Here is a 26,705-nt window from a genome sequence, read left to right on the forward strand (position 1 = left end):
TCGATCGCTTGCTAAACAAAAGAAGGGAGTAACCCGTATTTAAGAAAGTAAATTTTCCCTTACGAATAAATGCATAAGTTTTTTTATGTGAAACCTGAGTCCCTTAGGAAAACGTGGGCCCCTCAAAACAAATAAAAAGTCCCCGATTTTGCCGGGGACTTTTTATATCTATTTTAGAAAAACTTATAGTATAATTATTCTAATTCTTTGATTTTATTATTTATTTCAGTGGTTTTAGCTTCGTCCTGCATGAAAACATAATAGTTTTTTAGATTAGTAAGCGCATCTGCATTTTTTGGTTGTAAAGCAACTGCTTTTTCTAAATAAGGTAATACCGGTTTTAGTTCAGCTTTAATCTTATCTACTTCAGTATTGTATTGCGCCTGAGTCAATTTTCTATTATTATTAACAGCATTTAGTTTTTCACGTGTTTTATTCATCAACGTGATTGCTAAGTTTGTATTGGCTTCAAAAAAGTTAGGATCAATTTCCAATGCTTTTTTATAAGCAGCAATTGCCGCTTCATCATTTTTTGCAGATGACTGTGCGATCCCTAAATAATAGTTCAGACTTTTGTTTGATGGATCTTTCGCCAATTGTGCAGTAATGGCATCAATAGTCTCTTTTTCGTGACCTGTAATCAAGTTCAATTCGATGTTTTGGGTCATTGCTGCATTGTCATCCGGATAAGCTTCAGCAGCTTTCTTGGCGTACTCAAGAGCGGAAGTTGTGTCTTGCAGCGATAAATACAATTTAGGTAAATCGACCATAATTGTTTTATGTGAAGAAAAGTCTTTTCTAGGGATTAACTCTTTGTAACGTTCGATTGCATTTTTATAATCCTTGTTGGACAATGCGGCGACACCACTGTAGTAAGTTACCAACGTATCTCCAGGAAGGTAAGTCAATGCTTTCGTGAACGAATTATAAGAATCGGCATATTTTTGTGCCTGGTATTCTTCTGCACCAATATTGAAGTTATATTGTCCAAGAATTTGCTCTGCAACAGTGATGTTTGCTTTGTTAGCTCCATCGGTATCCAATTGTTTTGCTTTGGCAATACCATCTTCCGCTAATTTTGCTAATTCGCTAGATTTATCTATAGTAGATAGGTTTGCGTTGACCAAAGCATATACTGTCCAAGCTTCTGCATTATCTTTTGTTTTTTCGTTGATAACAGCAGCGTCGATAGCTTCTTTTGCCGATTTTAGATTAGGTAGGCCTAATTGTGCAGTACCCGCTTCTTTTAATTCCTGAAATTTTGCAAGACCAGTTTTTGCTTTTTTTACGTTACCCGTTTGGGCGAAAGAAACTGATGTAGAAACAGTACCTATTGCCGCTAATAATAATAGAGATTTTAAATTCATATCTATTTAACTGTTAATTGATTCAATAATAAATTTACCCTGTCTAATTGTGATGCATCCTCAATAAGCGTATAATATTTTGCCAATGCTTTTAAGGCATTAACATCATAAGGTCTGATCTCGTTTGCTTTTAATAGATATTCGACAGTCAAATCTTGAATATCTTGATTTGTCGGATCTTTTAATAGCGTTTCGAGATTAATCAAACCTAAGGCCAAATTAGATTCATAGTTGTTTGGATCTAACCTTAATACATTGTTATAATATTCTTTTGCTTTTTTCAGATCATTTGCATTTTCGTAAGAATAACCGGCAATGTAATTTAATTCAACATTCTCAGGCTCTAAACGAATTGCATCAGCGATAACGTTCAATATAGCATCATACGAACTATTAGCCGAATACACATCGATCAATCTAAAAAGTATTTGCTTATTCTCCGGGAATACAGCATGACCTTTCTCTAAAACGTTTAACACATCCTGTTTAGTACCCCCTAAACTATAAATTTGCGCTAATTCTAAAAAGTAGTTTGGTTTGGGACTTTCCCCTTTAATGAGTTCATCATAGTATTTGATTGAATTCATATAGTCTTTGTTTTTCCCGGCGAGTACAGCAAGATTATATTTCAGATCACTATTTTTAAAACCAAGTGAATCTATACGAAGGTAAGCTTTATACGCTTTATCAAACTTTTCTTCTTTTAAAGCAACACCACCTTGATAGGAGATCGCGCCAGCAAGATTTTGACGGATATAATCCATTTCGGCAGGAAAATTCCGGCGTGCTTTTTTTGCATCTAATAATCTTAATGACTTAATGGATATATCTATAGGGTCTAGTTTATACTGTTGTTTTCTAGTTGAATCCGCAACTGCCAGCGAACTGTATACCAAGGCCCTCAGAAGATTGTTGTTGACAGACGCCGAATCTTTTTTGGATTGGAATGCTGCATCGGCAAACTTACGGGCATTTTCAAGATTTTTAAAATCGCCAGTTTTGGTATATAAAGCAAAACTGTTGCTGCCCTCTTTCAAATTTGATTGGGCAACAACAGTTAAACTACTTGCAGATATGAACAATGATATCAGTAAGTTTTTCATTCAGTTTATTCTTCGTTTGAATCTATATTTTCCTCAGAAGTTAATCCTTCGTTATCTCCTTCTGTTGAATTTTCGGTCTCCTCAGACTCTTCCTCAGATTCTTCTTCACGATCAACTTTTGTGATGGAAGCAATCTCGTCATTGTCTTTCAGATTAATGAGTCTTACCCCTTGTGTTGCACGACCCATGACACGTAATCCTTCGACAGCAATCCGGATGACAATTCCTGATTTATTGATGATCATAAGGTCTTCTGCATCTGTAACACCTTTAATCGCTACCAACTCACCTGTTTTGTCAGTTACATTGATTGTTTTGACACCCTTACCTCCACGGTTTGTGACACGGTAATCTTCGATATCAGTACGTTTTCCATAACCTTTTTCTGAAACCACCAATACAGTTGTCTCTGAATCATCGACACTAATCATGCCAATCACCTCATCACTTTCGGAAGACAGGGTGATACCTCTAACTCCTGTCGCTGTCCGGCCCATTGGACGTACTGTAGATTCATTAAAGCGAATTGCTCTACCAGAACGCAGTGCCATCACAATTTCGCTGCTTCCTGTAGTCAAACAAGCTTCGATCAATTGATCACCTTCGTTGATGTTGATTGCATTAATACCATTTGCTCTTGGACGGGAATAGGCTTCCAAAGACGTTTTCTTGATGGTACCTTTTTTAGTACACATGATAATGAAGTTGTTTTCCAGGTATTCCTGGTCTTTCAGGTTCTTCACTAAGATAAAGGCCTTGATTTTCTCTTCCTTCGGTACGTTGATGATGTTTTGAAGTGCACGGCCACGTGAAGTACGGCTTCCTTCAGGGATCTCGAATGCACGCAACCAGAAACAGCGACCTGCTTCGGTAAATAGAAGCATATAGTTGTGCGCCGAAGCTGTAATGATATGTTCCGTGAAATCCTCTTCGCGCGTGTTTGTTCCGATTGATCCACGGCCACCACGACCTTGACGTTTATATTCGGTTAACGGCGTACGTTTTACATAGCTGTTATGGGAGATTGTGATCACGATTTCTTCGTCATCAATAAAGTCTTCCATACGCATGTCTTCGGCAGAGTGAACGATCTGCGACCTACGTTCGTCACCATATTTTTCTTTGATCTCAATCAACTCATCTTTGATGATCTTCATGCGGAGCTCTTCGTCTGCCAATATCGATTTCAAATAGTCAATTGTTTTCATCAATTCAGCATATTCTTCTTTGATCTTATCACGTTCCAGTCCTGTCAGACGACGCAAGGTCATATCCAGAATAGCACGGGCCTGAAGATCGGATAGACCGAATTGCTCCATCAATCCAACGCGTGCATCTTCGGGTGTATCGGAGTTACGGATTAATTTGATGACTTCATCCAAATGATCCAGGGCGATCAAGTATCCTTCCAGGATATGCGCACGTTTCTCTGCTTCCGCCAATTCGTAACGTGTACGTCTGACGATAACATCGTGTCTATGCTCAACAAACTCACGAATCATATCTTTTAGATTCATCAGTACAGGTCTTCCTTTAACTAAGGCGATATTATTGACTGAAAAAGAAGTTTGTAGCGCTGTATACTTGAATAAATTGTTTAGAACAACATTGGCATTGGCATCACGTTTAATGTCATAAACGACACGCATACCGGTACGGTCAGACTCATCGCGGATAGCCGAAATGCCTTCCAGTTTCTTTTCGTTGACCAATTCAGCCGTACGTTCGATCATATTGGCCTTATTCACCTGATAAGGGATTTCGGTCACTATAATTTGCTCTTTTCCGGATTTGGTCGTTTCGATTTCTGCCTTTGCTCGCATAACGATACGACCACGGCCTGTATTGCAAGCGTCCTGAACACCCGCGTAACCATAGATTAATGCTCCTGTAGGGAAATCAGGCCCCTTGATATGTTGCATTAATTCGGGTACTTCAATATCACGGTTGTCGATGAAGGCAATGGTGCCGTCAATCACCTCAGAAAGGTTGTGCGGGGCCATATTCGTTGCCATACCTACAGCGATACCTGAAGCTCCATTAACCAAGAGGTTAGGGATACGCGTAGGTAATACAGTAGGCTCCTGTAGGGAATCATCAAAGTTATTCTGGAAATCAACAGTATCTTTATTGATATCGGATAGCATTTCTTCGGCAATCTTTTTTAATCTCGCCTCCGTATAACGCATCGCCGCAGGAGGATCACCGTCAATGGAACCGTAGTTACCCTGACCATCTACCAACGGATAGCGCAAACTCCAATCTTGAGCCATACGAACCATGGTATCGTAAACGGATGAATCACCATGTGGGTGATATTTACCTAATACGTCACCAACGATACGGGCAGACTTTTTATAAGGCTTACCACTGGTAACCCCTAAGTCCAACATACCATAAAGAACACGTCTGTGTACGGGCTTCATACCATCACGTGCATCAGGAAGTGCCCGCGATACAATGACAGACATGGAGTAGTCAATGTAAGCAGACTTCATCTGATCCTCGATATTGATTGGGATAATCCGGTCGTTTGCCGGAACAAGATTGTTGTCGTTTTCTGTTTCTTCAGCCATATGAATTTGGTTTCAATAAAACTAGTAAGCAAGCCTTTTAATTGGCTTGCTACGCATGCGAAGTTACAAAAATTTAACCTCAAAAGCGAATGAATTCAACCCTAATATACACAAAAAAGACAATCTTTTATGGATTGTCTTGGTACTTATGTCGTATTGTTTTTATTTCAATTTTTTAAAGCGCAGACGGATGGAGTTACCGATGACAATGAGGTCAGAGAAGGCCATACTTAAAGCTGCGAGCATGGGGCCTAAGAACCCCGCAGCGGCTAATGGGATCGCGATAATATTATAAGCAAATGCCCAAAAGAGATTTTGCTTGATAGTCAATAGGGTATGATGACCTATTTGTAGAAGCTTCTCGATGGATTTCAAATCGTTGTTCAATAAAATGACTTTTGCAGATTGGATAGCAATGTGCGTGGCGTCACCAAGTGAAATGCCAACGTCGGCTGCAGTAAGGGCAGGAGCATCATTGATACCATCACCAATCATCGCTGTAAGTGCTGTCTTTTTTAGGTCGGATAGAACCGTTAGTTTTTCGCTGGGCGATTTTTCCCAGTAAACATCGGCTATGCCAAGCTTTTGCGCTGTTCGTTCACATTTGCTTTGTCTATCGCCACTCAATAGAATGGGTCTGATACCCTTGTCCTTTAAATGTTGTATAAGTTCTTTTGCGTAGGGTTTGATCTGATCTTCAAGAACGATACCTGCGATGACCACTTCATTGATGGTCAACGTCAGATCGTACCTATTGGAATAATCTTTCTTGCCAATTTTCGCATTACAAATCGAGTAGCTGTTTCCATTGGTATCCGTGGCAAATATTCCTTGTCCCTTTATTTCGTTGACTTCTTTGAAAATAATGCGGTATGACTTTATTTCCTTGAGCTGTTTGCGGATAGATTGTGCGATTGGGTGACTGGAATAACTTTCTAATTGAGCAATGATGGATTCAACCTGGGATTGCTCAATGCCAAAGGTCTGAATGGCTTTGATATTAAAATCCCCTGTTGTCAAGGTTCCTGTCTTGTCAAAGACCATTTGCTTGATTTCAGACAATTCTTCAATCGTGCTCCCGCCTTTAATGAGTATACCTTGTTTGGCTGCTCGACCAAGGCCGACCATCACTGCTGTCGGTGTAGCCAGACCCATCGCACAGGGGCAGGAGACGACCAGTGTCGCAATGGCGTTCATCAACGCATGTTGTAAAGGTAATTGGGCTATAAAATAAGCAATAAAGAAGGTGAAAAACGCGATCGTGATAACAATAGGTACAAAATAGGCTGCTACTTTATCGCCAAATTTTTGAATAGTCGGTTTTTTGCTCTGCGCGTCTTTAATTAATTGAATAATCTGATATAAAACACTTTTAGAACCCACTTTGGTGGCGGAGATTCTGATGTTACCGGCTGTTACCAGTGTACCGCCAATTACGGCGTCATATTTTGTTTTTTCGACTGGGAGACTCTCTCCCGTAATCATGGATTCATCAATCCAGGCATATCCATCTAGGATATCACCATCTGCCGGAATCAGGCCTCCAGTATTCACTTTCAGGATATCTCCGAATTTAATCTCCCTGGCGGAAATTTCAATTTCATTATCGTTCTCAATTTTAATTGCCTTAATGTCCTGATATTTAACCAGATCTTTGATGGCAGATGTAGTCTTGGTAACAGCGCGTTTTTCAAGAACGTTACCCATAAAGACCAACGTAATAATCGTTGCACAAGTTTCGTAAAATTGATAATCGTGTCCCAAGTGATAATATGTGCCAATAGCGCTATAGACAAAGGCCGCAGTGGACCCGACAAAGATCAGTACATCCATGTTGGGCATTTTATTCCAGAGCGAACGCAAGGCGCTATTGCCAAAGTATAGGCAACCAATAAGGTAGACCGGAGTACAAAAAGCCAGCTGTATATAGGGGTCATGCAGCAAGGGAATGTCGATAAACATGTGGCTCCATAGTGGAATGGTGAAGAATAGGCAAATGATAAATTTAAATTCGACTGATTTCCAAAAACTCACTTTGCCATCCTTATCCTTGATGACTTTATAGCCCAATGATTCTATGCCTTTGACAAGCTGCGGGACCTGATCCTGGGGAATATTGGAGAACTTTACTTCATCTGAAGTGAAATCAACGTAAATCTCCTTAGCGCCCTTGTTTTCCAGGTATTTATGAATTGAAATAGCACAATTCGTACAGTGCATTCCGGTTACGTTGAGTTCAGTTTGCACGTTGGATTCCTTCATTTAATAGTCTGTAATGCTTTAGGCAAAGATAGGTATTTCCTGATAATGCTTTTTAGGTAAAGTAAAATTGTTTAGTCCTATAACAGGTTTAGCGCTTCTGTATACGAAAAAAATCTTTGGTCACCGTGGAGAAAACGATAAATTTGTTTTTATTTGCAAATCATCAACATTTAAAAATGACGAAAGCTATTTCTATTTCCTTTATCGTACGGATTATTCTGCTTATTGCGCTGACCGCTTCATTTGTACAATTTGAGGCCTTTTATAAGCAACGGGAGGTCATTCGGAATATTGCATACGGATTGAATACTTTTTTAACAGCCAGTGTGCTGATTTCGATCGGTCATTTTATTCTCGTTAAACTTTACAACAGCAGAAATGAACATCAGGTTGTGCGTGGTAATTTTGTGTTGGGCATCACACGTGTAGCAACTGTGGGAAATGTATTTTTCATTATTGTTAGTGTAATGATTGCTGTCGGGATCAACCCGAAGGACTTTATAACCAGCATGACTATTGTAGCGATGGCTATCGCGGTTATCTTTAGGGAGTATATTACCAATATGATATCGGGATTGATTATTATGTTCTCGGATCAGTTTTCCGTTGGCGATCGTATAAAAATAGGAGAGTATCAGGGTAAAATTGTCGATATTACTTTGGCTAACCTCGTTGTCAGAGATGAAGATGATGATGCCGTGATGATTCCCAATAATTTGGTGTTTACAGCGACGTTAGTCAACAAGACTTCGCAGAAATCGAATAAAATTGTCGTAAAATTTGAATTGCCGGCAGATCGCGCTGTAGCCGTGGAAGTGCTCGAAAGCTATTTTAAGCCATTGTTCCAAAATAACTCCAATTTAGATCATAGTCAGGGTTTTACAGTGAAAATAGCGGACCTGGCCAAAGACTATGTGAAATATAAAGTTGAAGTCAGTACGATATCTTCAAGTAATCGGATTCACCAGCAAGTACAGAGCAAGATCCTGAATCAGGTCCTTCAATTTAAAGGAATGATCAATTAGATCTTTCTGACTTTCACATTCTTGACAAAGTGGTGGCTGCCTTTTTCTAAGATAAGATCCGCTCGATAGCGAGTCGGTAAGATATTCTTGATCAAGTTAGGCTTATTGATCTCATTCCAGATATTGACGGCCATGGCATTACTTTCTTCGGGTGACATATCTGCATATTTATGGAAAAACGAAGCCGGATTCTGAAAGGCTGTCGCCCGTAAGGATTCAAACCTATTGGTATACCACTCGATGAGGTTTTTCTCACTGGCATGTACGTAGATCGAATAATCGAAAAAATCGGAAACGAAGACACTATGTCCTTTACGGGGGCGTTGTGAGTTGACCTGTAATACGTTAATACCTTCGACGATTAAAATATCCGGCTGTTCAATGATCTGTTGTTGGTCATCTGGCAGTACGTCGTAAACGAGGTGACTATAGACCGGAACAGTTATTTTAGGCGCTCCGGATTTAACCGCAGAAAGAAAATGGATTAATCGTTTGGCATCATAGCTTTCCGGAAATCCTTTACGGTTCAGGATACCTCTCTCGATCAATTGTTGATTGGGGTAAAGAAAACCATCCGTGGTCACCAAATCCACTTTCGGTTTGGAGGGCAACATACTCAGCACCCGTTGCAATACCCTTGCTGTTGTACTTTTCCCCACGGCTACAGATCCGGCGATCCCGATAATATAAGGTAATTTGCTTTCTTCTTTACCGAAAAAACGGTTTGTTCGTTGATGCAGGCCTTGGAAACGATCGATGTGAATTTCCAGCAGATGACTTAGTGGAACATAAACTTCTTCGATCTCCTGGTTTGTCAATGGCTCGTTGAGCGCATGCAGGTTTTCCAGATCTTCGGAGCTGAAGTTATGCAATATCTTTCCATTTAGATTTTTCCAGTCTTCCCGTTTAATTGATCTAAAAGGAGAGTCTATTGCTATTTGTGGATCCAATTGCATCTATTTGCTGTTTTATTGAACGTATATGTATTATTGATTCCTTCTTATTTTTGCTGTTACAGCGCACTTTTACCTATTCAGCGACAAATAAGAACCTTCATTATCTTTTACTGCAATTGGCAGGTATTGTTGTACGAAGATTTTTTGTGCGGACAAATATAATTAGTGTTGTCCGTTATCCCAAGAAACAATTACAAATGATTTGAAGTTATTACAATAGGATTAGTTAAGATTTTATGTACCGGGCATTTTTCGGCAATCTTAAATAGTCTTTTCTTTTGCTCTTCGTCCAGATCCCCCTTAAAACTAATATGACATTGTATATAAGTGGTCTGTTGCTTTTCACTGGTTTGTATCTCGTGTGAAAGCCGTATAATAACCTCTTCTAAACGCCAATTTTTTCGTTCAGCATACATTTTAACCGTGATTGCCTTGCATGTACCTAAAGAAGAGAGCAAAAGCGGTGTAGGGTTTATCCCCTCATCCTGACCGCCTAAGTCTTTTGGCTCATCTGCAATAATTTGGTGTTTACCATATTGTACAGTCGTGATATAGGGAGTTTCACCTATAGTAACAATAACTTCATTTTCCATTATCTTAAATAATATAGCTTTACGTTAGTCGATTAAATCTTCCAATAAGCCTTCAATAATCAAACTTCCGGTAGCAGGGTTTGTTGCTAATGGAACGTTGTAGAGATCGCATACACGCATCAACATTTGAATATCTGGCTCGTGGGCATGCTTGCCAAGTGGATCACGAAAGAAGATGATACCATCCACTTTACCCTCAGCGGCTAATGCAGCGATCTGTGCATCACCTCCCATAGGGCCACTTAGTTTTAATTCTACCGGCAGTCCAGTTTGTCGTACATAAGAACCAGTCGTCCCTGTTGCGATGATATTTGCATGTTCCAACAAATCTTGGTGGTCTTTTACAAAAGCAACCATTTCTGGCTTCTTGCCATCATGTGCGATCAGTGCGATTGTTTTTTTCATCCTTGTTCATTATTTAATCATTTGTATTTGCTTCTAATAGCCGCTTTAATAGATGATGCATCTGTAGGCAGTTATAAATTTACTATTCAGGGCAGGTCAGTTTAAATTGTTTGTTTTAATTGCCCATTATTTCGAAACTTAAGGTAATTTGTAGGATACTATTTAAAGAAAATATAGGAAATAATAATAGCCGCTATTACACCTGCCAACTCCGCTAATAAGGCACAAGGCAGAGCATGTCTGGTCCGTTTTATGCCGACTGCGCCAAAATAGACTGCCAATACGTAAAATGTTGTTTCAGTAGATCCCTGGATAACACAAGCAACACGCGCTGCAAAGTCCATAGGCCCTTTGGCATTCATTAAGTCAACCATTAGTCCGCGCGCACCTGATCCGCTGAGCGGTTTCATAAATGCGACCGGCAGGGCATCAACAAAAGAAGTATCTAAACCACATAAGGCAATACCTTTAGATATACCCGCAACCATATAGTCCATTGTACCAGAGGCCCTAAAAACAGCGATACCAACCAACATAGCTACCAAATAAGGGATAATTTTAACGGAAACTTCAAATCCTTCTTTAGCCCCCTCTATAAACGAGTCATATACATTGACTTTGCGGAAAAGCGCTAGACCTATAAAAGAAGTGAAGAGGCTAAACAGGATCACATTGCCAAATACTTTGCTGAAAATCTCTATTTCGGCTTGCTGTAGTCCCGAAAAATAATATAATAATCCCCCGATAAATAAACCCATGGCACCTAAATAACCTAAAACAACACGGTTGAATAGGTTTATTTTCTGATAAATGGCAACAAGGATCAAGGCCACTAAGGTCGAAAAGAAGGTTGCGATCAAAATCGGAAGGAAGACATCCGATGGATCCGGCGCACCCGCTTCTTTGCGGTAAGCCATAATGGAAATCGGTAATAGGGTCAGACTGGAGGCATTGAGCACAATAAACATAATCTGTGCATTGGTTGCCGTTTCCTTATTGGGATTCAGTTCCTGGAGTTCCTTCATCGCCTTAAGACCCAAAGGTGTTGCTGCATTATCCAGACCAAGCGCATTAGCGGAAAAATTCATCAGGATAGATCCGAGAGCAGGGTGGTTTTTAGGGATTTCGGGAAATAATTTATGGAAAAAAGGGCCTACAATTTTTGCGAAGATATTGATCATACCGCCTTTTTCACCAATTTTCATGATTCCCAGGGCGAAACTCATCATCCCGATTAGCCCCAAGGAGATTTCAGCTCCGTTTTTAGCGCTGTCAAAAATGGAATTGACAATTTGTTGAAAGATTTCGGTATCTCCGAAAAAGATAAGTTTTACCAGGGCTACGGCAAATGTGATTAAAAAAAATGCAACCCATACGTAGTTTAATGCCATAATAGATTTAAATATGCGTAAAAGTAACCTTTTAGAATTTATCCATCAACTGGCTCCATGGATTTTTCTTCTTATTCTGATTCTTTTCTTTGATGAGGTGTTCGATGATATAATCCAGTGTATCCTCATGTTCACTGATGAGCTTATCGGATAAGGAGATGAGCTTTTGGATATTGTTTGGTGAGGCTGCATCCAAAGAGGCGTTTATACTAGAAAGGTTAGCAGGTTCCAGCCGAACGTAATTCTGTTGTTTTCCGTTGCTTCTGAATAGTTGCTTGATAAAGAATTCGGTACTTTCAGAAGAGGCACTTGTCATGATATCAACTAAGGCTGGTCCAATTTGAATCGCGAGCTTTTTCTTAAAGTGTTCGTAATTATAGGCTGTCTTTGATACCCCAGTACCCAAGGATACCATAAACATGTCGTTGATCTGTGTGCTGTTAAAGGCTTTTAATACTTCAAGCAAACCACAAATGGAGGGATTTTGAGCGAATACCCCACCGTCTATAAGTGGATACCTTGTATTGGATATCGAGTATATTTCGGCAACAGGAAAGAAGGTTGGGGCTGCTGAAGTCGCTTTGCAGACATCCTTTAAATAAAAATCCCGCGCTTCGCCATGTGTGATTGCCTTTTGTTGCCTAAAAAAATGATTTTTACGTAGCTCAATGTTATAGGCCGTGATAATGCAGGGTTTGATGAGATGACTTAATCTTGCGTTTTGAAAATATTTGTCTAATACATTCGATAAGGGAGTAGATGAGTACAATTCACTAACTAGACCAAATCCACCCAAAAAGCGACGCCATTTGGAGGTATTGAAGATCTCCGTTCCATGATTTACGAATAAATTTAAGGCATCACGTGCGGAAAACTTTGGATGGGTAGGATCACCCTCCGCAGGATATAATAAGATACTTGTTAGAATTCCACCACTGCTTGTGCCGGCAATAAAGTCAAAATAAGAGGCAATTCGTGCATTGGGATCCATTGTGTGTTTTTGTAGTTTCTCTTCTAGAGCCACCAGTACCATCGCAGGAATGATTCCTCGAATACCGCCACCATCCAGCGCAAGAATATTCTTCATATGCAAAGATTAATTAATTCACGATATGTAAATATAAAAAATGTTTACAATTGGCAGCGTTCTTTTACTGACAAGATCGCTGTCATAATACGCTTTAATATCATTGCTTCTCTTTAATGGGTGATCGCTAGTGACCTGCTTAATACTATCTTCATACCAAATCCTGAATTAATAAGGATTTAGCAGAATTTTATCAAGGTATTAACAGGGGTATAGCAGGGATATTACCCCTGCTATACCCCTGTTAACCCCCTGTAATACCCCTGTTATTATGCTGTTAATATAGGAGTTGATATGAAACTGATATGAAGTTGGTATAAACTTAAAGGCTACATAAAGCATCCGTATGATTTATGGATTTGACGGGCAGCTGCAAACATTTCACAAATCCATTTTAAACAAAAAAGCTGCCTCAGATTTTACTGAGACAGCTTTTTTGTTTAAAATGGATAAAACTTAATTGAACCAAGCAAATACTTCGTCTTTACTAGGCATTGCTATTTCTAGTTTTAATTTTTTACGCATGCCACCGAGATCATTAAAAACCTTATTAGGGTTAGCTTCTTTTAATGCTTCGATGGTTGTAAAGCCCATTTTTTGTAATGCGGGTACCCAAGCGGCAGGAATACCTTGCTCTTCATAATCCTTCACATCGGCAACTTTCGTTACTTTTTCAGGACGCATCTGCGGGAAGAACAATACTTCTTGGATAGAAGCATTATTTGTAAGGAACATAATCAGGCGGTCCATACCTATTCCTAAACCGGAAGTAGGCGGCATACCATATTCTAAAGAGCGCAAGAAATCCTGGTCAATAAACATGGCTTCATCATCACCCTTTTCTGAAAGTTTCAATTGATCTTCAAAGCGTTCGCGTTGATCAATTGGGTCATTCAATTCGGAGTAAGCATTGGCAATCTCTTTTCCACAGACCATTAACTCGAAACGTTCTGTTAAATCTGGATTATCGCGATGTTTCTTCGTCAAAGGAGACATCTCTTTTGGATAATCAGTGATGAACGTTGGTTGGATGTAATTACCTTCACATTTCGCACCAAAGATCTCGTCGATCAACTTGCCTTTCCCCATTGTTTCGTTAACGTCGATGCCCATCCCTTTTGCCGCTACACGGATTTCTTCTTCGGTTTTGCCGGTGATATCAAATCCAGTAAATTCTTTGATGGAATCGGTCATCGAGATACGCTTATATGGCGCTCTGAAATCAATTTGATGTTCGCCAAAAGTTGCTTCTGTGGTGCCGTTTACAGCAAGTGCACAGTGTTCCAGAAGGCGTTCTGTGAAATTCATCATCCAGTTGTAGTCTTTATAAGCCACATAGATTTCCATGGCCGTAAATTCTGGATTATGGGTACGATCCATTCCTTCGTTACGGAAGTTTTTGGAAAATTCGTATACCCCATCAAAACCACCTACGATCAATCTTTTTAAATAAAGTTCATTTGCAATACGAAGGTATAATGGAATATCCAATGCATTGTGGTGGGTGATAAACGGACGTGCTGCGGCACCTCCGGGAATAGACTGTAAAACGGGTGTTTCTACTTCCATATAGCCGGCGTCGTTAAAAAATTGACGCATGGCATTAAAAAGTTTGGTGCGTTTGACAAATATATCTTTGTTAGCAGGGTTTACAATTAGGTCAACATAACGCATTCTGTACCGTTGCTCCGGATCGGTAAAGGCATCGAATGTTTTGCCTTCAGCGGATTTAACCACTGGAAGGGGACGCAAGGACTTGGATAATACGGTAAGTTCCTCCACGTGTACTGCAATAGCTTCAGTCTGTGTCGTGAAAACATATCCTTTGACACCTACAATATCGCCAATATCCAATAGTTTTTTGAAAACAACATTGTAGAGATCTTTATTCTCATCAGGGCATACGTCATCACGCTTGATATAAGCTTGAATACGACCGGTAGAATCTTGAATTTCAAAAAATGAAGCACTTCCCATCACGCGGCGGCTCATAATGCGTCCGGCAATGGTAATGTTCTTATAATTCAATTTATCTCTATCGTAGTTTTCTAAAATATCGGCAGCATGTGCATTGACGACAAATTCATTTGCTGGAAAAGGCTCGATTCCCATATCCAACAACGATTGCATCGCCTGTCTTCTAAGTTGTTCCTGTTCGGATAATACAGTACTCATTCGGTCTGAATAATATTTAAAATGTGAAAATCATGCAAAAATAGCCATTTTTTTCAATTCTTTTTATTGATTTTTTTTCGAAAGTAATGTAGCGAAATGGAAACAGGGACCGTTAGGAGAATAAAAATAGTTAAATAGTGATATTAAGCGGGGACATTCGACTATTTGATTTTAAGTTTTATAATTTTATTTTCGTTATTTGAAGCTTAATATTTAAATAGTTTAAGTGGGAATTATTCAGTCATATTTTTATAATAAGAAGCTATCATCTTTACATGATGCCTTGGAGCGTTGTTTGCGAAATCGCGAGGACGGGAAGGCTTTCGTCTATAAAAAATATTATGGCTATCTCATGGCGATTATCATCCGTTATGTCAAGCAGGATGTCGATGCAGAGGAACTTGTAAATGAGAGCTTTGTTCGCATTTTTCGGAAATTGGAGTCCTTCAATAAGGATATTGACGATGAGAACCTCGAGAAATCGTTTCGGGCGTGGATCGGTCGAATCGCTGCAAATATCTCGATTGACTTTTTGCGGAGTAAGAAGCAGCTGTATTCCGTTGAAGATATGGCGGAAGGGGATATGCATACGCCATCGGTGCAATTGGATAGCCGGCTGGAGGTAAACGAAATTTTGAGCCTATTGGAGCAGCTCCCCGAAATTCAGAAAACTATTTTTAATCTCTATGAAATAGAAGGGTATTCGCATGATGAAATTGCCCAAATGCTAAATATACCGGATAGTACTTCGCGTACGTACTTGACAAGGGCAAAGCAAAAACTGAGAAAATTATACTTGGACTATACTGGTGTAGTGCAAGAAATAAGATAAATAGTGTTGTTACAATGGAAGGCAATAAGAAAAAAGAATTGATAGAAGAAATCATTGGGCAATTAAAAGACCATGAACTACCTTATCGGGAAGGTTCCTGGGAAAAATTTGCATCAAAGTATGAGGTAACAACACCGCCTTCTTCCGCTTGGAAATATTGGAGTGCGGCTGCCGCTGTACTTTTATGTTTTGGTGTGGGCTATTGGGGTTTGAAAAATAATTCTACAGTAGTTCCATCTTCACCTGTTTTAACGCAGCATAAAGAAAATGACGATGTTCCCGTCGACCATAATGATTTAAAAGAATCTCTTCAACGTTCGTTGTCTGAAGTGATTGGAGAACAGAGCCTGAGCACACAGGAGCTCCTACGGGATAGGCCGTTTACTTATTCGAAAGTGGAGAGCCTCCCTGCAGATGACAGTCAAAAAGAACGGTTTGATTTATTTGGCGGAAAAGCAGTTAGCGGAAATAATATTCGTATATCAAATAATCTTGCCGCTTTAGGGGCAGGGCAGACCATGCAATTGCGAAATAGTACACGATCAGCACAGATCAATCTGGATGATCCTACAGTTACTGCTTCGTCCGCTATCATGGCAGGAACGAAGTCTGGTGCGCCATCCAATTCAACTGTGGCATCAACGAATTCAAATACCCCATCTTATACACAAACGCAGCGTGAAGCCGCACGTCTTTCTGCCCTCTATGCGGAGCAACAAGGAAACCGGAAGAACAGTATCGTCTTAAAAGATAGGGATAATCTTGATAGCAAATGGGAGTTGGGAGCATTTGTTTCACCGGCTTCTACCTCAGAGAGTATTACGCTTGGGGGAGGAGTTGCCTTAGCTTATAATGTTTCGAGTAAGATTAGTATTCGATCGGGAGCTGCTATCCAGCATTATGGTGCTGTCTCAGGAAACACGCCTATCACACCGGCCATGGGATCCAACTCTTTTGTCGCCAATTCACCAAATTACCTTTCGCAACCTAACAGCTTGAGTAATCCTTTTGTAATGCGTACTGCTGATGCAAAAGAGGCTAAAAGTAACGAGCGGGTTTCAGGTAAAATCTTAACTGTGGATATTCCTGTGGATGTTCGTTATGCGATCAGTAAAAATTTCTATACCTCAGTAGGGGTTTCCTATGTCGGTGTATTGGATCAGGAACGTGCTACGATTTATGAAACCAACAATACAGAATATAAGCAAAAATCCACAGACAAGAATGTGGACGATAAGAAGGTAAACGGTTTTGTTAATTTTTCAGTCGGACGAAAACAGAAAGTTGGCAAACTTTCCATCTCTGTAGAACCTTATTATAAATTGCCAGTCGGGGGCTTGCGGTCCTCTGATCTGAATTATAGCAATGGAGGGGTGAAAATTATCACAAGCTTCTAGTAAAACAAAGCGTTATAAAAAATAAATACAAACCCTTCGGAATGGAATGGTTCGCAAAGAAACCGAGGGAATCAAGAATAAAGGAGGCCCCCGAATTTACCATTCGAGGGCTTCTTTGTATCGTTACTTAGATTTGCCTATAGCTCATCGACGCGTACCCAGCCCATTCCAGCGGCTTTAGCACCTTCAACACCTGGAATCCCATCTTCGTAGACTAAACATTTTTCGGGAGCGATGTTCAACTGTGAAGCTGCAAGGAGGAACGGTTGTGGGGACGGTTTACCCTCTGGAGTATCTCCGGCACAAACTAACGTTTCAAGATCTTCCCATACACCGATAGTATTCAGCGTCATGGACAAGGTTGTCCTTGTTCCGCCAGAGACGGCTGCAATATGTTTTTTACCTTTTTGGTACTTCAAATGCTCAACAACATAATCGACCGGTTTTGTTTTAAAAACATATTCATCTCTAAATATCGTAGACTTAAGTGTGGAGAATTCCTCGTGGTCAAAGTCAACACCATAGCGTTTGCTGATTTCCGCAGCAACGGCCACCGTAGGCCAGCCGGCGGTTTCATCAATGAGATTGACATCAAGCTCAACACCATACTGTTTGGCGGCAGCTTTATAGGCCTGCTTATGGGCATCCATGTTGTCCGCCAATGTGCCATCGACATCAAATAATAAGGCGTCATAGGATTCGGCAAGAAGATTTAGTAGTTCAAATTTGCGTTGTGATTCAGGTGACATATGCTTTTAGATCGTATGTGGTAAAATTAGAAATTATAATTGGAAGCGCAAAAAAGCAAGCGGCCTTTCTTTCGTCGGAAAGAAAGGCCGCTTAAGCGTACTATTGTAATTAGTGCCGCATACTGCAAACCGTTGTTTGCTTAGTGTGCACTTAAGTTTTTCGCTTTTTCTTCATCGAAATTAGCTTCTAATTCAGCTAATTTTTTCTTACCATATGCCATACGTGTAATCACGACGAATAGCACTGGAACGATAAAGATAGCAAGGAGTGTTGCTGCAGTCATACCGCCAAATACTGTCCAACCGATGGTTTGGCGAGAAATTGCTCCAGCTCCATGCGATAACATCAATGGAATGATACCTAAGATAAAGGCAAAAGATGTCATGATGATCGGACGTAAACGTAATTTTACGGCATCCAATGTCGCCTCATAGAGATTCATCCCGATATCAACCCGTTCTTTCGCAAATTCTACGATTAGGATCGCATTCTTAGCCGCAAGACCAATGATCGTCACCAAACCAATTTGCGCATAGATGTTATTGTCCAACGTAGGGATTAAAGTTAGCGTCAATATAGCCCCAAATACACCTAAAGGAACCGACAATAAAATGGAGAACGGAACTGACCAGCTTTCGTATAATGCTGCTAATAACAAAAATACAAATAGGATACAGAGCGCAAAAATTTGAATAGTCTTAGACCCAGATTGCATTTCTTGAAGAGACAGACCTGAGAATTGATAATCAAAACCTTCTGGTAATGTTTGTGCGGCTACTTCCTGCAGCGCTTTCAATGCATCACCTGAGGAATAACCGGGTGCCGAGCTACCATTTATTTCGATACTTCTAAAGATGTTGTAGTGGTTGATGATAGAAGGCATCGTCGTCAATTCATATTTCACCAAGGTACCCACTGGTACAGGGTTTCCAGAAATATTATTGACATATAATTTGTTGATGTCTTCAATATTCATACGATATGGTATATCAGCTTGAGTAACGACACGGTAACTACGACCGTACTTTGTAAAGTCGTTTACATAACTACTTCCCAGATAGGCAGATATTGTCGAATAAATACTTGAAATTGGTACACCCATACGTTTAGCCTGTTCACGATTTACTTCCAATTTATAGTTTGGAGAATTCGTGTTAAACATCGTATAAGCCATTCCAATTTCAGGACGTTGATTGGCTGCCATTAAGAATTTGCCCACTGTAGCTTCGAAGTCTTTGATATTGACAGTTTGCAAATCCTGAACTTGCATAGAAAAACCGCCTGAAGTACCCAGACCTGGAATTGCAGGAGGTGTTACCGCAAGTACTCTTGCTTTTGTATACCCCATGTATTTACCCATGATCATACCTGCAATGTCGTTTGCTGTACGCGTACGCGTTTCCCAAGGTTTTAGCGACACAAACACTGTTGCACCATTGGATTTGAACGCACGGTTCAGGATATTGATACCAGAGATCGCGGTAACATACTTGATTTCAGGAAAAGTCTTATGTAGATCGGCTTCAATCTCTTTAAGGACTTCATTTGTACGTGCAGAAGAAGAACCCTCTGGCAGCGTAATACCTGCGAAAAATGCGCCACCATCCTCGGAAGGGATGAATCCTGTTGGCTTGGTTGTAAACATCCAGCCTGTTCCGATAAAAATGCATAGCAGGATAATCAATACAAGTGGTGCCTTTTTAATAGCCTGTTTTACACCCCTGGAGTATCTGATGGTTACTTTTTCAAACCATACGTTAAATTTGTAGAAGAACTTGTTCAATCCTTTTGCTCCCTCGTGTACAGCGGTGGGTTTCAATAAAATGGAACATAAAGCAGGTGTTAAAGAAAGGGCAATAAATGCTGACAACATAACAGAGACAGCGATCGTGATGGCAAATTGTTGGTACAACTTACCTACCATCCCAGGGATAAAACCTACAGGAACGAATACTGCGGCCAAAATTAATGCAATTGCAATAACCGGAGCCGTGATATCGCCCATGGCGCGACGTGTCGCTTCTTTTGCATCCAGCTTATAATGGTCGATATAGTGTTGTACGGCTTCGACCACAACGATGGCGTCATCCACCACAATACCAATGGCGAGTACAAAAGCAAGCATGGTTAAGTTGTTGACCGAAAAACCAAACATCAGGAAGAAGATGAAGGTACCGATTATGGACACCGGAATTGCTAGTACGGGGATTAATGTTGCTCTCCAGCTTTGAAGGAAGAAAAATACCACTACCGTTACTAAAATCAATGCTTCAACCAAGGTATGAATTACCGAAGATATCGACGCATTTACCACAGATACTGTTTCGTAACTGATGGTATAATCGACGTCGGTTGGGAAGGACTGTTTCAATTTTTCCAGAGCAGTGACAATACCTTCTGCAGACTCTACGGCATTTCCTCCCGGCGTCTGGTTAATCATCATCGCAGATGAGGTCATGCCATTGACGGTAGATGATGTACCATAATTGAATTGACCTAATTCAACACGTGCAACATCCTTTAAAAGTACGATAGATCCATCTTTGTTGGTCTTAACAACGATATTTTCAAAGTCCTCTGGGTTTGAGAGGTCACTATCCGTAATAACTGGATATTCAAACACCGTTGACGACTCTTGTGGGCGCCCTCCAACACTACCCCCTGGTATACGGGAGTTTTGTTCGGCAATCGCTGTAGATACATCAGCAGGTGTCATGCTTAGGTTAGCTAATTTGTTGGCATCTAACCATACCCGCATGGAGAATGGCTGTCCAAATGCTGTTACATCACCGACACCTTTAACACGCAATAATGCATCTTTAACGTATAAGTTGTTGTAATTGGCCAAGAAATTCTCATCCCTGGTTCCTTTTGGTGAGGTCAGGGCAACCAACATCAGGATATCGTTATTGGCTTTACGGGTTGTAATCCCTAAACGACGTACAGCTTCTGGTAGGGCTGGTTCAGCAATTCCCACACGGTTTTGCACGTCCAGGGTTGCTATATCAATGTCAGTACCTACTTCAAATGTAACAGTAATTGTTGCTTGACCATTTGAAGTACTATTGGATGACATATAAATCATGCCAGGTGTACCGTTGATCTGACTCTCAATGAGTGTAGTCACAGTTTGTTCAACCGTCTGTGCATCTGCACCAGTATAATTGGCTGTAACCGTTACTGTTGGAGGTGCAATAGAAGGATACTGGCTAATTGGCAGCGTGGATACCGCAATAATTCCGATGATTGAAATCAATATCGAAATAACGATTGCGGTAACTGGCCTCTTAATAAATACTTCTGAAATCATTCTATATCTTTTAGATTCTCTTTAAAAAATTAATGCTGTTATTTTCCTTGAGGTGCGCCTTTTGCCGCTTGTTGGGCAGCAGTGGCAGCGTCGACAACTTTAACACCATTTTGGACGTTCATGGCACCATCGACAATGATTTTTTCACCATCTTTGACACCTTCTTTGATAACAATTTTATCTCCGGCTTTAATCCCTAATTTTACCTGACGGATTTCAGCTTTGCTGCTATCATTAACAGCATATAGATTGAATACACCAAGCTGTTCAAAGATCGCTTTGTAAGGCACTACAACTTCTTCCGTTGCCGAAGTTGAAGAAACATTCATGGTGATATTCATACCAGCTCTAAGTGCATTGGAATTGTTTGGAAATGTTGCTCTCACTTTAATCGTCCCTGTTGCCGGGTCTACTGCACGGTCGATGGTTGTAATCGTTCCTTTCCCTTCATAAGTACTTCCATCTGGCAAAAGCAAAGAAAGGTCTGAAGAGGAATGGCTGTTCTGTAATTTGGTGAATTTAGCAATGTCCTTTTCATTTACCTGAAATTCAACAGCAATTGGGCTTGTTGAAGATAAAGTATTCAATAGGGTAGTTCCTGGATTGACCAAAGCACCTAAACGTACTTGCGATATACCTACAGTTCCCGCAAATGGTGCGCGTATCGTAGAGCGTGACAAGTTAGTATTAGCCGTAACCAATGCTGCACGAGCAGATTCTACCTGTGCTTGTGAAGAAGCTACTGCAGACACTGCATTATCAAAAACTTGTTTAGCGATGGCATCCTTATCTGCCAACGTTTGGTACCGAGCCAAATCTCTTTTTTGGCGGTCAAGGTCAGTTTGTGCGATCCGTAAGCTCGCTTTAGCTTGTTGCACCGCCGCACTGTAACGTGTGCCGTCAATTTCATATAATGCTTGTCCTTTAGAGACCACAGCACCGTCTGAAACATATATTTTAGTAATATAACCGCTTACTTCTGCAAATAAGTCTGCTTCGTTCAACGGTTTGACTGTTGCTGGGTAACTTATTGTTCCCGTAACAATCTCATGCGATGCTACGCCAAAGGTTACAGGAACAACTTTTTCAGCCTGAGCCTGTGCTGCGCCTTGCTTTTTTGCATCTTTATTTCCACAAGAGGTCCATACTAAAGCCGTCCCAAGGAAGAAAGCGAATAATAATTGTCTTTTATTCATGATTTGTATTAGTTTCCGTTTGAATTGATTAATTAGTTTGGATCGCCCCAACCGCTTTTTGAACATCCAATTTACTTGATAATAGTGCATAAAGGGAGTTCAAATAATTAAGTTGTGTTGTTTTGAGATCAGTTTCTGCTGTCATTAGATCGAGGTAAGTCTTAATACCTTCATCATACTGAAGCTTGATTGTGTCGTACACCTCTTTGGAAAGATCCACATTTTCTTTTGCTGTTTTCCAATCGTTTAAGTTTGCATTATAGGTCGCCTTAGCGAGCGAGTATTCTGTATTTATGCTATTTTCCAAATTCTTGATATCCCAGTCAATTCTTTCTTCTTGTAACTTCGATTTATTAATTTGTTTTTTCCGTTTAAAGCCGTCAAAAATTGAAAAAGATAGGTTTAATCCAGCGACAGAACCCGGGAAGTTATCGGAGTATAGCTTGCTGAATTTGTCATTTCGATAATTGAAAGCATAATTATAGAAAGCGCTCACGCTTGGCAAATACGTCCATTTATAATATTGTGTACTCAGCTGTTGAATCTTTTTTGATGTTTCCAATTGTTGGAATTCAATACGATTGGAAACATTCATCCCGGCAGTTGTGTCTAACAAAATCTCTGATTCCATACTGCTGTTGTCAAAAGAAAGCGTCAAATTTTGACTTTTATCCAAAGCTAGCAGTTGTTTCAGGTACTCGTATTTATATTTGCGTAATTCCACTGTTCGCTTCTCGTCTGCGTTTGAATTTGCTAAGGCAATTTGCGCTCTTTTGTAGTCTGTCTTATCAACTAAGCCTACATCATATTGCGATTTTGCATCTTTTAATTGTTTCTGTAGCCGAGCGATATTTTCACGGACAATCTTAATTTGTTCTTCTGAAGTTAAGATATCGTAATACGCTTTACTGACTTCCACAACTGCAGTTATTTTTTTGTTCTCCGTATTTTGCTTATTACCCAAGCGTACTAGAGCTGCCGCTTTTTTCGCCTGCATTAACTCAGGGTTTAGGATTTGTTGGTCGGCTTGAAGGGTTAGTGCACTGGCATTATTCTGTCCCATTTTGATGTTATTCCCTCCAATATTTGCCAATGGAACAATCACATTATAGTTATAACTTCCTTTCAGTCCCAATTGTGGGTACCAACCTGAAAGGGAGATGTCTATATCCTTCTCACCAATGGTCTCATCCAGTTGTGCTTGTTTTACAGCTATTTGATTGCGTAAAGCGTAATCGATTAGTTGCTGAAGTGTTGCATTTGCCGGCAAGTTTTCCGATTGCTGTTGTGCAAATCCTGTATTACTCAAAAGCGACAGGGCCGCCAAGGAATAAACGATTTTATTAAACTTCATATATGTAATTAATTATTTTTTTCTCTAATAATAGCCCCATCCCAGATAATCTCAACCAATTCTTGCATGTTTTCTTCCGAAAATTTAAGATCTTTAAATTTGATGCTATGGACTGTGGATAATGCTACCCCAATATAACTTGCCACCAAAAGGTGTACATCAACCTGTTTCAAAATTTTTCGATCAATACCTTCCTGTAGGAAATCAACAACTTTGTTTTGGCCTCCGACAGGTTCTTGTATTTCGGTTTTGTTTTTTTCGTAATAAGGTGATGAGAAAAACTGTTCAAAAAAGCTGAAGATCGGTCCGTTTTCTAAATAAAACTTGACAAAGTTGCGCCACACATAAAAAAAAGACGCTTTGTAATCAAAGTCCTCTTTGATGCCGTCAAAAATGTAATCGTTCAGTAGCGAGCGACAATGTTTGAAGAGCGCAAAAATCAAATCATCTTTAGAAGGGAAATAGTGATATATTGTCCCTATTGCTACGTCAGATTCCTGGGCAATTTTGCTCATCGGCGTCCCGTGGAAACCGTTTGTGTGTATCAGTTTAAGTGTGGCAGCAAAGACAGCTGCAATTTTTTCATTAAAATTCATCAATCGAACGTTCATTCGGTTGCAAAATTAGTGATTAATTTGGAAGCAAACTGTCAAATTATTGTTATAAATCAATAAATGCTAAAACAATTTGGACCAATAATACAATAAGGAAAAAAGATTTAAATTGTTTTGGTTTTGGGTAATTATTTTTTAGCAACTGAACTTAAGGAAGCTAGTGCGAGCATGCCACTAAAAAAGGGACTTTTAAAGTCCCTTTTTTAGTGGCAGTTTTTCAACTGTTTTTCTACATCAGCTAACGAAAATATCTCTTTCCTCTTATTAATCTTTGTATTGATATAGGTCAGAACATAGGCGATATCAATAGCCGAAAGATTTGAGGCCGGCATGGTATTATTGAATTTCTTTCCTGCGACTTCCAGTTCTCCTGTGGATCCATACTTGATCATGCAGGCCAGCTTTTGGTGATTTTTATCCAAAAAGTTGGTATCCGTAAGCGGGGGATATAGATTTCCTAATCCTTCGCCCTTTTCGCCATGACAATTCTGGCAATGTGTGATATATACTTTTTGCCCATTTACGCTGTATTGTGCCGTCTTGATATCAACTTCATTTTGACAGCCGATCAGTGCCAGCAACAGGCAGCCAATCGTAAAACAGGCCTTGAGGATCGTACGCATATTAATTTTTAGCTTCGTTCAGTAGCATCGGCAGGTCATTCATTAGCTTTTTAACCTGCTCATCATTTGTCCCATCATAAGCGCCACGGATGCGTTTATCCTGATCAATCAAGACAAGATAGCCTTGGTGGTCGTAGCCTCCGGGGGCATTTTTATCCTCCGCTGTATAGACAAGGTATTGGTTGGCTATGCCATATATGTCGGCTTTTGTACCAGACACAAATTGCCAGTGATCATTGCTAACGCCCAGTTTGTTTGCGTAATCTTTCAACACATAGGGTTGGTCATATTTGAAATCTATGCTGTGGGACAAAAAACGGACGGCATCGTTGTCTTTATATTGCGTGTAGATTTTCAATAGATTACGGTTCATTGTTGGGCAGATGCTCGGACAATGGGTGAAAAAGAAGTTGGCAATATAAACTTTGCCCTCAAAATCTTTGTCTGTGATCATCACACTATCCTGATTTAAAAATTTAAACGCGGGAATAGTATGATAGACAGTATCTACGACTTGTTTTCCATCAATGTTTTTTTCGACGGCCTCTCGTTCGCCATAAATCGGCAAACTCGATTGACTTGTGTTTTTACAAGAAAATAAACCAAGCAATATGCCTGTTGCACAACAAAGTTTAATTATAGATTTCATCTGTTTTTATTCTTTCGTTATCAATTCACCCGCGGGGGTATTTAATTCTGCTACAAGCTACAGATTTCCAAAACTGTTTCTTTAGAAATTTTTTAATTTCTCTTGGCTTTCTTTAGAAACTGTGTCAAATATTTTCTTCATATCTGATACCTTTTGCAGTTCAACTTCAAAATATTTAACATCGGTGCTATCTGGTGTATATGCTTTCATCCAGTCCATCATATGATCCGTTGCACTTTCCAGATTTGCTTTTAATATACCAAGTTCTTTTCTTGTAGCTGTGGTATCTAGGTCTGCCTTGGCTGCTTTAATTGTTTTTAGGTTATTGAGAATAGAGTCGATTTTGACTGCATCGCGGTCAAAATGGGCGATCTGAGGCATGATTTCATCATGAATTTTAATTGTTGAATCCTGTAAAGCCTTTACATTATTTGTGCCGGTGGTTCCACATGCCGCTATTGCCAAGGATGCGATAGCCATGAAAGCGATTTTGTTCATGTTTCTATTTTTTTGGTAATTGGACAAAGATATCAATTTCTTATTGCCCGAGCTTTTGATTTCTATCCGGGAATGTAAAATTCAAGTCACGAATGTAGGTTTCACAATGCACTACAGCGCATAGCTCATCATTTTTATCCTTGATTTCCAAACTCAGGTTTTTTACGATTTTACCTTTTGTGCGTATAGTCTGCGTGCATTCTGCCAGCAGTTCATCCGAAAGCTGCACCGAATAGCCTACGCTGGTCTTGCCCGGTTTTTTGAAATCTATTTTTGATGATTTGAGCCAGGCAATGGTTTTTTTAAAGCCAGTTTTTTGAAGGTACTGATCAATCAGGATCGGAAATATAGGATCCGCCGCCGCAAAGATGGTTCCGCCAAACAGGGTTCTATTGGTATTGATATTGAATGGGGTCTTGTAAATTTTTACCTCAGCTCCTTTGAAGCCAGGACTGATTTTTTTTACCCAGATTCCCTGGAATAAAAAAGGTGGGTAAAAGCGCAAGAGCCATGTTAATGCACGCGGACTGTATCTCATCTTG

Annotated in this window: 22 protein-coding genes; 3 read left to right on the top strand and 19 right to left on the bottom strand. The window is 40.0% G+C overall.

Translation table 11 applies throughout. The features are described from left to right. Positions 1-194: 194 nt before the first annotated feature. The 4 genes from B4A24_RS12820 to B4A24_RS12835 all read right to left on the bottom strand — a co-directional run bounded on the left by B4A24_RS12820 (position 195) and on the right by B4A24_RS12835 (position 7,308). Complete coding sequence (locus B4A24_RS12820; RefSeq protein ID WP_172394271.1) at positions 195-1,367, bottom strand: tetratricopeptide repeat protein; 1,173 nt, start codon at positions 1,365-1,367, stop codon at positions 195-197. A gap of 2 nt (positions 1,368-1,369) precedes the next feature. Beyond that, positions 1,370-2,470, bottom strand: coding sequence for a tetratricopeptide repeat protein (locus B4A24_RS12825; protein ID WP_172394270.1), 1,101 nt, complete (start codon positions 2,468-2,470; stop codon positions 1,370-1,372). Positions 2,471-2,475: 5 nt separating this feature from the next. Further along, positions 2,476-5,046, bottom strand: a complete 2,571-nt coding sequence (gene gyrA / locus B4A24_RS12830) for a DNA gyrase subunit A (RefSeq protein ID WP_293945452.1) — start codon at positions 5,044-5,046, stop codon at positions 2,476-2,478. A gap of 162 nt (positions 5,047-5,208) precedes the next feature. After that, on the bottom strand, positions 5,209-7,308 hold the full coding sequence (locus B4A24_RS12835; RefSeq protein ID WP_293945453.1) for a heavy metal translocating P-type ATPase: 2,100 nt from the start codon (positions 7,306-7,308) through the stop codon (positions 5,209-5,211). 176 nt (positions 7,309-7,484) lie between these two features. Here B4A24_RS12835 and B4A24_RS12840 point away from each other — a divergent pair, with 176 nt between their 5' ends. After that, entirely contained in the window at positions 7,485-8,333 is an 849-nt protein-coding gene (locus B4A24_RS12840; RefSeq protein ID WP_293945455.1) for a mechanosensitive ion channel family protein, read from the top strand. Here B4A24_RS12840 and coaA read toward each other — a convergent pair. From coaA to lysS, 6 genes are all read right to left on the bottom strand, one after another. Next, positions 8,330-9,289, bottom strand: a complete 960-nt coding sequence (gene coaA, locus B4A24_RS12845; protein ID WP_293945456.1) for a type I pantothenate kinase — start codon at positions 9,287-9,289, stop codon at positions 8,330-8,332. The two genes, B4A24_RS12840 and coaA, sit on opposite strands and share 4 nt — an antisense overlap. Positions 9,290-9,480: 191 nt before the next feature. Then, positions 9,481-9,882 (bottom strand): OsmC family protein, encoded by a 402-nt coding sequence (locus B4A24_RS12850; RefSeq protein WP_172394265.1) that lies wholly within the window; start codon positions 9,880-9,882, stop codon positions 9,481-9,483. Between the two features lie 24 nt (positions 9,883-9,906). Then, entirely contained in the window at positions 9,907-10,287 is a 381-nt protein-coding gene (locus B4A24_RS12855) for a methylglyoxal synthase (RefSeq protein ID WP_172394264.1), read from the bottom strand. A gap of 158 nt (positions 10,288-10,445) precedes the next feature. Next, positions 10,446-11,678 carry a nucleoside recognition domain-containing protein gene (locus B4A24_RS12860; RefSeq protein ID WP_293945458.1) on the bottom strand — a complete coding sequence of 411 codons (1,233 nt, stop codon included), beginning with the start codon at positions 11,676-11,678 and terminating at the stop codon, positions 10,446-10,448. Between the two features lie 31 nt (positions 11,679-11,709). Beyond that, entirely contained in the window at positions 11,710-12,765 is a 1,056-nt protein-coding gene (locus B4A24_RS12865; RefSeq protein ID WP_293945460.1) for a patatin-like phospholipase family protein, read from the bottom strand. Positions 12,766-13,221: 456 nt separating this feature from the next. After that, positions 13,222-14,940, bottom strand: coding sequence for a lysine--tRNA ligase (gene lysS / locus B4A24_RS12870; RefSeq protein WP_293945461.1), 1,719 nt, complete (start codon positions 14,938-14,940; stop codon positions 13,222-13,224). Between the two features lie 226 nt (positions 14,941-15,166). Between lysS and B4A24_RS12875 the strand changes: the two genes are divergently transcribed. Then, positions 15,167-15,772 (top strand): RNA polymerase sigma factor, encoded by a 606-nt coding sequence (locus tag B4A24_RS12875; RefSeq protein WP_293945462.1) that lies wholly within the window; start codon positions 15,167-15,169, stop codon positions 15,770-15,772. 14 nt (positions 15,773-15,786) lie between these two features. Then, positions 15,787-17,169, top strand: a complete 1,383-nt coding sequence (locus tag B4A24_RS12880) for a hypothetical protein (protein ID WP_293945463.1) — start codon at positions 15,787-15,789, stop codon at positions 17,167-17,169. A gap of 137 nt (positions 17,170-17,306) precedes the next feature. On the opposite strand, the gene B4A24_RS12885 is transcribed toward B4A24_RS12880, so the two are convergent. The 9 genes from B4A24_RS12885 to B4A24_RS12925 all read right to left on the bottom strand — a co-directional run bounded on the left by B4A24_RS12885 (position 17,307) and on the right by B4A24_RS12925 (position 26,701). Then, entirely contained in the window at positions 17,307-17,918 is a 612-nt protein-coding gene (locus tag B4A24_RS12885; protein WP_293945464.1) for an HAD family hydrolase, read from the bottom strand. A 140-nt stretch (positions 17,919-18,058) separates the two neighbouring features. Next, positions 18,059-21,229, bottom strand: coding sequence for an efflux RND transporter permease subunit (locus tag B4A24_RS12890; protein WP_293945465.1), 3,171 nt, complete (start codon positions 21,227-21,229; stop codon positions 18,059-18,061). 38 nt (positions 21,230-21,267) lie between these two features. After that, positions 21,268-22,425, bottom strand: coding sequence for an efflux RND transporter periplasmic adaptor subunit (locus B4A24_RS12895; RefSeq protein ID WP_293945466.1), 1,158 nt, complete (start codon positions 22,423-22,425; stop codon positions 21,268-21,270). Positions 22,426-22,453: 28 nt separating this feature from the next. Further along, positions 22,454-23,779, bottom strand: coding sequence for a TolC family protein (locus tag B4A24_RS12900; protein ID WP_293945467.1), 1,326 nt, complete (start codon positions 23,777-23,779; stop codon positions 22,454-22,456). 8 nt (positions 23,780-23,787) lie between these two features. After that, entirely contained in the window at positions 23,788-24,375 is a 588-nt protein-coding gene (locus tag B4A24_RS12905; protein WP_293945468.1) for a TetR/AcrR family transcriptional regulator, read from the bottom strand. A gap of 221 nt (positions 24,376-24,596) precedes the next feature. Further along, entirely contained in the window at positions 24,597-25,016 is a 420-nt protein-coding gene (locus B4A24_RS12910) for a c-type cytochrome (RefSeq protein ID WP_293945470.1), read from the bottom strand. Position 25,017: 1 nt separating this feature from the next. Next, a complete protein-coding gene (locus tag B4A24_RS12915; RefSeq protein WP_293945472.1) occupies positions 25,018-25,665 on the bottom strand; it encodes an SCO family protein in 648 nt (215 codons plus the stop codon). A gap of 81 nt (positions 25,666-25,746) precedes the next feature. After that, entirely contained in the window at positions 25,747-26,163 is a 417-nt protein-coding gene (locus B4A24_RS12920; protein ID WP_293945474.1) for a transposase, read from the bottom strand. Between the two features lie 40 nt (positions 26,164-26,203). After that, entirely contained in the window at positions 26,204-26,701 is a 498-nt protein-coding gene (locus tag B4A24_RS12925; RefSeq protein WP_293945476.1) for a PaaI family thioesterase, read from the bottom strand. Between the last annotated feature and the right edge of the window lie 4 nt (positions 26,702-26,705).

The organism is Sphingobacterium sp. UBA7249, from assembly GCF_002472835.1.
Taxonomy (GTDB): Bacteria; Bacteroidota; Bacteroidia; order Sphingobacteriales; family Sphingobacteriaceae; genus Sphingobacterium; species Sphingobacterium prati.

Coding starts and splice junctions, on each gene's coding strand:
- B4A24_RS12820 (WP_172394271.1), bottom strand. CDS start 1,367: ATGAATTTAAAATCTCTATTATTATTAGCGGCAATAGGTACTGTTTCT.
- B4A24_RS12825 (WP_172394270.1), bottom strand. CDS start 2,470: ATGAAAAACTTACTGATATCATTGTTCATATCTGCAAGTAGTTTAACT.
- gyrA (WP_293945452.1), bottom strand. CDS start 5,046: ATGGCTGAAGAAACAGAAAACGACAACAATCTTGTTCCGGCAAACGAC.
- B4A24_RS12835 (WP_293945453.1), bottom strand. CDS start 7,308: ATGAAGGAATCCAACGTGCAAACTGAACTCAACGTAACCGGAATGCAC.
- B4A24_RS12840 (WP_293945455.1), top strand. CDS start 7,485: ATGACGAAAGCTATTTCTATTTCCTTTATCGTACGGATTATTCTGCTT.
- coaA (WP_293945456.1), bottom strand. CDS start 9,289: ATGCAATTGGATCCACAAATAGCAATAGACTCTCCTTTTAGATCAATT.
- B4A24_RS12850 (WP_172394265.1), bottom strand. CDS start 9,882: ATGGAAAATGAAGTTATTGTTACTATAGGTGAAACTCCCTATATCACG.
- B4A24_RS12855 (WP_172394264.1), bottom strand. CDS start 10,287: ATGAAAAAAACAATCGCACTGATCGCACATGATGGCAAGAAGCCAGAA.
- B4A24_RS12860 (WP_293945458.1), bottom strand. CDS start 11,678: ATGGCATTAAACTACGTATGGGTTGCATTTTTTTTAATCACATTTGCC.
- B4A24_RS12865 (WP_293945460.1), bottom strand. CDS start 12,765: ATGAAGAATATTCTTGCGCTGGATGGTGGCGGTATTCGAGGAATCATT.
- lysS (WP_293945461.1), bottom strand. CDS start 14,940: ATGAGTACTGTATTATCCGAACAGGAACAACTTAGAAGACAGGCGATG.
- B4A24_RS12880 (WP_293945463.1), top strand. CDS start 15,787: ATGGAAGGCAATAAGAAAAAAGAATTGATAGAAGAAATCATTGGGCAA.
- B4A24_RS12885 (WP_293945464.1), bottom strand. CDS start 17,918: ATGTCACCTGAATCACAACGCAAATTTGAACTACTAAATCTTCTTGCC.
- B4A24_RS12890 (WP_293945465.1), bottom strand. CDS start 21,229: ATGATTTCAGAAGTATTTATTAAGAGGCCAGTTACCGCAATCGTTATT.
- B4A24_RS12895 (WP_293945466.1), bottom strand. CDS start 22,425: ATGAATAAAAGACAATTATTATTCGCTTTCTTCCTTGGGACGGCTTTA.
- B4A24_RS12900 (WP_293945467.1), bottom strand. CDS start 23,779: ATGAAGTTTAATAAAATCGTTTATTCCTTGGCGGCCCTGTCGCTTTTG.
- B4A24_RS12905 (WP_293945468.1), bottom strand. CDS start 24,375: ATGAATTTTAATGAAAAAATTGCAGCTGTCTTTGCTGCCACACTTAAA.
- B4A24_RS12910 (WP_293945470.1), bottom strand. CDS start 25,016: ATGCGTACGATCCTCAAGGCCTGTTTTACGATTGGCTGCCTGTTGCTG.
- B4A24_RS12915 (WP_293945472.1), bottom strand. CDS start 25,665: ATGAAATCTATAATTAAACTTTGTTGTGCAACAGGCATATTGCTTGGT.
- B4A24_RS12920 (WP_293945474.1), bottom strand. CDS start 26,163: ATGAACAAAATCGCTTTCATGGCTATCGCATCCTTGGCAATAGCGGCA.
- B4A24_RS12925 (WP_293945476.1), bottom strand. CDS start 26,701: ATGAGATACAGTCCGCGTGCATTAACATGGCTCTTGCGCTTTTACCCA.